Below are 3,946 nucleotides of genomic sequence, written 5' to 3'. Positions count from 1 at the left end.
TTCGTCCTTGGCCAGTTGCTTGATGCGGTCGGAACCGCCTTTCTGGCTGTTGGAACCCAGGTCACCGAGTTCCGGGAACGGCGCGTCCAATGGGTACTTGCTGAAGTCGTGGTCGTTGAATGGGCGGCCGAGGGCGACGATCGCATCCTCCACGGTGACCAGGTCCACGGCCTGCTGGTAGCGGCTCTCCACTTCGGCCTGGTCGCGGCCGACAATCGGGCGGATACCCGGCAGGATCGACAGGCTGTTGGCGTCACGCCCAAAGCCTTTGGCGCGGCGCTTCAGGTCTTGGGCATAGGCCAGGCCTTCCTCGATGCTGTCCACATGCACAAAGATCGCGTCGGAGTTTTCTGCGGCGAAGTTGCGTCCATCTTCGGAGGTGCCGGCCTGGAAAATCACCGGCTGGCCCTGACGTGAACGCGCGATGTTCAGCGGGCCTTTTACCGAGAAGAACTCGCCCTTGTGATTCAGCGCATGCAGCTTGCTTGGGGTAAAGAATTCGCCGGATTGCTTGTTGTAGGCAAAGGCATCGTCTTCCCAGGAATCCCACAGGCCCTTGACCGCGTTCACGTGTTCCTTGGCGATGCGGTAGCGCACGGCATGGGGTGGGTGCTCGGCCTTGCCGAAGTTGTCAGCGGTGCCGCTCAGCCACGAGGTGACCACGTTCCAGCCGGCACGGCCGCCACTGATATGGTCCAGGGATGAGAACTGGCGCGCCACCTGGTAGGGTTCGGTGTAGCTGACGGTCACGGTCGCCACCAGGCCGATGTGGGTGGTGATCGCTGCGAGCGCCGACAGGATGGTCAGCGGCTCGAAACGGTTGAGGTAATGCGGGCTGGATTTGGCGTGGATATGCAGGCTGTCGGCGATGAACACGAAGTCGAACTTGGCGGCTTCGGCCAGTTCAGTCTGCTGTTTGTAGAAACCAAAGCTGGTGCTGGCGTTGGGTTGGGCGTTCGGGTGGCGCCATTCGCCCCAGCCGTGACCGACACCGTGAACCATTGCACCCAATTTTAAATGGCGTGGCTTGCTCATGTTCTGCTCCTGATTAGCGCGAGGCTTGGGAAAGGGGGACACGCTTGGCGTTGAAGCTCTTGTCAAAGCCCTGTGACACGTCGATATGCTTGAGCAACAGGCCTTCTTTTTGGTAGGTGTCGGCGGTCGCTTGCAGGCCACTGATGACCGCGTCGTCGATGGCGACTGGGGTCAGGTGGGTGTCCTTGGCGACTTCCACATGTACGGCCAGCGGTAGGCCGGTGATCTTGGCCTGGGCGGCCGCGTATTCATTGGGGTGCACGTTGGCCCAGGCATAGGCGCGATCAAGACGGGCGACAAAGTCATCCAGTTGCGCGCGCTTGTCGGCGATGGCCTGGCTGGTGGCCGCGAGGTACAGGTGATTGCTCAACAGCTTGTTGCCGCTGATCAGCACGCGGGCCTGGCTTTGCGAGGTGACCACGGTGGTGTACGGGTCCCAGGTGGCCCAGGCGTCGGCGGTGCCGTTATCCAGCACCAGGCGCGACTCGCTCGGCAGCAGGAAAATGAATTGCACATCCTGGGTGGTCAGCCCGGCGGTGGCGAGGGCCTTGATCGCCAGGTAATGGCCGATGGAACCGCGCCCGGTGACGATTTTCTTGCCCTTGAGATCGGCGACGGTTTTGATCGGCGAGTCCTTGGGCACCAGTACGGCCGTGGTGTTTCGGCCTTCGGCGTGAATGATGCTGACCACCTTGAGCGAAGCACCGGCCCCCAGGGCGAACACGTAGGGCGCGTCACCGAGGGCGCCGATGTCCACGGCGCCAGCGTTCAGTGCTTCGCCCAGCGGAGAGGCAGAAGGGAACTCCGACCATTGAATCTGATAAGGCACATTTTTGGCTTCGCCGGAGACTTCCAGCAGCGCTTTGATCGTGGATTTCTGATTGGCCACGCGCAGCGGTTGCAGGTCGGCGGCATGGCTGCTGCCGATCAGGCTGAAGGCGAGGGCGGTGCCCAGGAGCAGGCGCTTGAAGGGGGTGGTAAAGACCATGGGATACAGGCTCCAGGCAGATCAAGAAGGGGTTCGTTTACCTCCGCCTGGAGAAGGGGTCGGTGAGTGAGTTAACGTTATTCCCATAAAAACCCGCTGTGAAGTTCTTTTTGGTTATATGTTAATTATCAAAATAATTCATTATGAGTAGATTGATTATTCACTAATTGCATTTGATGGTGGGTTGCGGGCGAGCGCGAAGATGCCATCCATGCGCCAGTGCTCGTTGCGATGGGCAGGATCATCGGCCCATTCGTCCCACCCGGAGTCGCGGCGGTATTGGCCGAGCAGGCCCGATGCGCGCACTGCGACTGGGTCAGGGTGGCGCAGGTGTTCGACATCCGGGTCGACGTACAGCGCGTCGCTGCTGCAATACAGCTCGCACATGAAGCAGGTCTGGCAGGCGTGTTGGTCGGCAATCAGCGGTTTGCCGGCTGTGTCGGCGGCAAGCACATTGGTGGGGCACACCGCGACGCATTGGCCGCAGCCGTTGCACAGGTCGGAGTAGATCAGTTCGATCATTGGGGTTGGCCTAGATGGATTGAGTCAAAGCGCGCCTGTATCTGCTCCACACCCGACAGCCGCAGATGCGCGTCGTACTGCGAGCGCTGCCCAGGGGTGTCGCTGCGCTGATGCATGCCACGACTTTCCTTGCGTAGTGCGGCGGCGGTGTAGCACCAGCGCGCAGTGGCAGCCATGGCGGCGGTTTCGCGGGCGCGCAGGGGGTTGCCGGTGAGGGGCGTGGATTGCAACTGGTCCCAAACGTTGTCGAGTTCACGCAACGAACGCTCCAGTTGATGGCCGCTGCGAAACAGATTCTTGTCCAATGGATGCACTTCGGCCTGGATACGCTGGACCAGCTCTGCGCTGCCCCCCGAGGCACCCTCGAACCCGCGTAGCGCGCCGTGATACGCGGCCCTCTGCCGTGCCAGTCGCGCCGCCCCACGGCCCGCCCATTGCCCGGTCGACAAGGCCCACGCCGAGTTCTGCGCACCGCCGCCGGAGGTGGCGCCGGCAATCGGTTCACGGCTGGCGGCATCACCGGCGGCGAAAACGCCTGGCACGCTGGTCTGGCAATCATCATCCATCAGCCTCAGCCCGCCGACGCCACGGATGGTGCCCTCAGGGTGGAGGGTCACGGCAAATCGTTCGCGGTAAGGATCAACCCCGCGTCGGTCAAACGGCAGCATCAGGTTCGGCTGGATACTCGGCAGTTGCGCACGGATGTCCGCAGGCACTCTATTCAAGCGGCAATACACCGGGCCATTGAGCAGGGCCTTGGCCAAGTCCTCGGTAAAGCTCGGGCCGCCATTGATGCTCAAGGGACGATCCGCCGCATCGAAGTACTCACCAAAGCTGTACACCATCGAACGGGTCATGCTGCTGCCGGCCGCCGCGATGCAGTAGTAGTTGGAGAACTCCATGCCCGACAGTTCGGCACCGGCTTCGGCCGCCATCAGGTAACCGTCGCCGGTGTTGGTGTGGCTGCCCAGCAAGCGGGAGAGGAACGCACACCCTCCGGTGGCGAGTACCACGGCGCCGGCGCGGATCAACCAGTCGCCGCCGGCCTGGCGTCGCCAGCCACGGGCGCCGACGACGCTGCCGTGGTCGTCGCGCAGCAGTTCCAGGGCGGGGTGGTGATCGAGAATCTTCACGCCGCTGTCCAGCACCCGACGGCGTAGGCCGCGCAGGTATTCCGGGCCACGCAGGCCACGGTATTGGGTCTGGCCCTGTTCGTTTTGCGGGAAGGCGTAGTAGTCGCTCAAGCCTGGCAGGCTGGTCCAGGTGGTCTCGATGGCGCGGGCCATCCAGCGTGCATCCGCCAGGCCGTAGGCGGTGCCCAGGCGTTTGTCGATGGCGGCTTCGCGGGCGCCGGGCGGCACCCACCAATGGCCAGGCCCAGCGGTTGCGGTGACGCCGCTG

4 protein-coding genes are annotated in these 3,946 nt (G+C 63.0%); all 4 read right to left on the bottom strand.

The annotated features are described in order from the left end of the window. Positions 1-1,035 (bottom strand): NtaA/DmoA family FMN-dependent monooxygenase (locus HX823_RS31250; RefSeq protein WP_177078491.1); only part of this gene is annotated, 1,035 nt, incomplete at its 3' end. 13 nt (positions 1,036-1,048) lie between these two features. Next, a complete protein-coding gene (locus HX823_RS31245) occupies positions 1,049-2,023 on the bottom strand; it encodes an ABC transporter substrate-binding protein (protein WP_038846135.1) in 975 nt (324 codons plus the stop codon). A gap of 156 nt (positions 2,024-2,179) precedes the next feature. Further along, the gene (locus tag HX823_RS31240) at positions 2,180-2,545 is read right to left on the bottom strand and encodes a ferredoxin family protein (RefSeq protein WP_177078490.1); all 366 of its coding nucleotides are present in this window, start codon (positions 2,543-2,545) and stop codon (positions 2,180-2,182) included. Next, positions 2,542-3,946, bottom strand: a 1,405-nt coding sequence (locus HX823_RS31235; RefSeq protein ID WP_177078488.1) for an FAD-binding protein, incomplete at its 5' end; no start/stop codon positions are given. The genes HX823_RS31235 and HX823_RS31240, both read right to left, overlap by 4 nt.

The organism is Pseudomonas sp. P7759, assembly GCF_013386445.1.
Lineage (GTDB): Bacteria > Pseudomonadota > Gammaproteobacteria > Pseudomonadales > Pseudomonadaceae > Aquipseudomonas > Aquipseudomonas azotoformans_A.
Note: the sequence above shows the minus strand (reverse complement) of the source record. Positions and strands in the feature narration are given on the sequence as shown.